We start from the raw sequence: 3,025 nt of genomic DNA, 5'->3' as shown, positions 1-3,025 counted from the left end.
AGCCTGCGGCTTAAGCTCCCGCTGGCGCGGGAGCAACGGCGCTGACGCGCCGCCAGGTGCGGGGGTGCCGCCTACGGCGTCACTATGCGTGGTGTGGCCTCGGCTGCGCCTCGGCGGGCGGTACGGGCTTGGTGGAATTCGCCTGCGGCGAATTCGCTAGCTTAGTGTGCACCATTTTGGCGGGGCTTGGGCATCGCTGCGCTACGCCAATTATCGGAGGATTTCCACGGGCCTGCGGCCCGTCAACAGATCGGATTTCCCGCCCTGTTCGGCCGGTGTTTTCACGGCCCTACGGGCTGGTCGGCTGACAGGGCTTCCCGGGCTGCGCCCGGGGGTGGACGTTGACGATGTGACGCGAAATTCGGATAGCGGGCTATCCCTCCGATCGGGCGGGGGTGCCGGCCGGGGCCTGCGGCCCTCGGCGTTGACGATGTGTCGCGGACTTCGGGTAGGAGCCACATCCCCACCCCCGGGAGCCCTGTCCCGGTCCCGGCCGGTGGCCGGTCCTGCCTTGCGGTTGCTGGGCTGACGGCCCATCCGCCGCCCTCGGAGCGGGGCCTGCGGCCCCCGGGAGGCGCGGATGGGCCTCCGGTCCGGACCGGGCCTCCCCGGCCCCGGTGGCGGGCCCTCACGAACGACCCGGACGGCGGCCCCTGACGGGTCCTCAACCGAGAATCCCGGACCGCTTACACAGGGACGTCCGGCGAGTTTCCCGCGACACTTCCCGGAACGTCTTACAGCTCTATCCTACCGGTGCGCGAACGGGTGCGAACGCGAACAGTCAACCTCGCGGCAACCGCCCGCCCCGGCTCTATCCAGACGAACTCCAGGTGGGAAATACGAATTCCATCCCACTCCTTTTCATGCGGCAATCCGAAACCCTTTCGAGACGCAGCGGCGAGGAATCGAATTCCGGCGCGCCAGAAAGGGGCCTACGGCCCTCCACCCCGACACGGCGTCCACCCTCCCAGACCACCCAAGAAATCCCGCCCAGCGTCAACCCATCAATTCCCGCAGCAACACCACCGAACCACGACGGGCAGGGCGGGCGGCGGCCAGGACGACGGCCAGGGCCCGGCAACGGAGCACGGCACCAGCCGACGCGGGCGGGCCACCGAGGCCGGCAGACCGGCGCCACCCCGTGCAACACACCCACCCGCCCCCGTCCCGCCCACATGACACCAGGTCAGACCGGCAATGCAGCCCCACGTTGCACCCCACCGCAACACCGCGTTGCACCCCCGCTAGGGGCGTGGGACTCGCCGATTCCAGAGAGACGGGCTCAGTACTGCAATCACCCGTTCCTCCAGCTCAACCGCCTCCCTGCCGGTGCTCGTCACCGCCCAGCACAGCTCCAGCTCAACACGTCCGATCGCGGCCTTGGCCCAGTGCGCGGCTCTCATCGGCTGGCCGGCCTCAACTTCGGCCAGCCGCTCACGCAGCCAGCACGGATCAGCCAGAGCCCGGTCAAACGCCGCTTCACCCAGTCCGGACGCCAACCCGCTGGTGTACTTCGCGATCCGCCCCCGCATGCCCTGAGCCGGCCGCGAGCCGTTCCCTGCCCACTCCTCGGCGCAGCCTACGTACACCACTTGGTCGTCCAGCCCCGACCGCACCATGTACACCCCAGGCAGACGCGGCACCACAAACCGCGCCTCTTCCAACCCCACCCACGACGACCATGCAGCCATCCCCCACACATCCACCAGCCATACCTCCCAGAACCCAGCCCTCACCCGAACTTTCGCGACAACACCAGCACAGCCTCCCCAACGTCCTCCACCGGCGGCCACCAAGCGGCCTGACGGCCACCCAGCCGCCCAGCGACGGGCACAGCGGCGGACACGGCCTGGACAGCGACCCGGACGGGGCGGGGCCCGGGACGGCGGGCCCGGGACGGCGGCCCACCGGGCGCAGCGGGACGACCCGGCGGCCGACCAGAACGGCGACCAGGACGGAGGCCGGGGCCCAGCCGCGGGGCACGACGTCCGGACGGCGGCCGGACAGCGGCCGCCGAGCAGAGGCGCAGCAAGGCAGACACAGCCAACGGGCTATCGGCGTCGGTACCGGCCGGGGCACGCACTGTCCAGCCTCAGCCGCATAGCGCGATCCCACGCCCTACGTGCGGGCACCACCCACAGGTAGTGCAGCACCGCCGGGACGCCAAGAGCCCGCAGCAGTGCGACGAGCTCGGCCTCCATCACGGCGGCATAGCGGGTACGCAGCCACCGGCCCTGCATCCGGGCGGCCACCACCGCCTCGCTCAGCCCCGTCCGGCGTGCCAGCACCCGGTGCGGGGTCGGCCTGCGGCTCCGTACCCGCAGGCCCTCACAGGAGCGCCCGAGCCGCTGCGCCATCGCCTCCCGCGTCAGGCCTGGCTGGTCCGCTGGCACATACGGTGCCAGCAGTGCCTCGCGCCGCAGGAGCAGCAGCGGCTCGGGATCGGCGTGGGTGGCCCTGGCCAGGATCGCGATGGTCGCCGGGTGGGGCACCCGTGTGCCGGTGCGGGCGTTGCGGATCGTCTCCGCCCTCAGGGGCGCGCCGATGGCCCCGGTCTTCTCCTCGACCGCCTCGTCCGTCAGTTCGCCCAGGAGCGCGTCGAGGGTGGCGGCCAGCCGGCCCCCGGGCGGTATCGGCCTGGTGGACCGGCCGACGGGGGCGGCCCCCCTGCCGCCGGGCCGGCTGCCGAGTACGGGGCGGGTGCGAGGTGCTCACGGTAGGGCCTCCAGGTGATCGCAGACAGGATGCTGCGAGGCCCTAGCCCACCACCCGCCCCGGCACCACCACAACCGCCGACGAACCCCCCTCAGGGCCCTTCCGCCTGTACTCCGCCATCAGACTATCCACCATCTGACCTGCAGCTTCACGACAGTTCCCACGACATCCAACGTCCCCTCGACGGCGGCAACCTGGGACGGCAACGGCCAGGCCGAAACGACCGGCGGGCACGCGGCCCGGACGGCGGACCCGGGACCGCGGCGGCCGAGCAGGCGCAGCACCAGGGACAGGACGGCGGCGCAGCCAC

The 3,025-nt window shown here is 71.8% G+C and carries 1 protein-coding gene; it reads right to left on the bottom strand.

The window, feature by feature from the left end:
- Positions 1–1,244 precede the first annotated feature (1,244 nt).
- Positions 1,245–1,670, bottom strand: coding sequence for a hypothetical protein (locus IH44_RS0139565; RefSeq protein WP_198545120.1), 426 nt, complete (start codon positions 1,668–1,670; stop codon positions 1,245–1,247).
- Positions 1,671–3,025 lie beyond the last annotated feature (1,355 nt).

This window comes from Kitasatospora sp. NRRL B-11411 (genome assembly GCF_000721345.1).
GTDB classification, from domain to species: Bacteria; Actinomycetota; Actinomycetes; order Streptomycetales; family Streptomycetaceae; genus Kitasatospora; species Kitasatospora cineracea.
The sequence above is the reverse complement of the archived record's forward strand: the minus strand, read 5'-3'. Positions and strand labels throughout refer to the sequence as shown.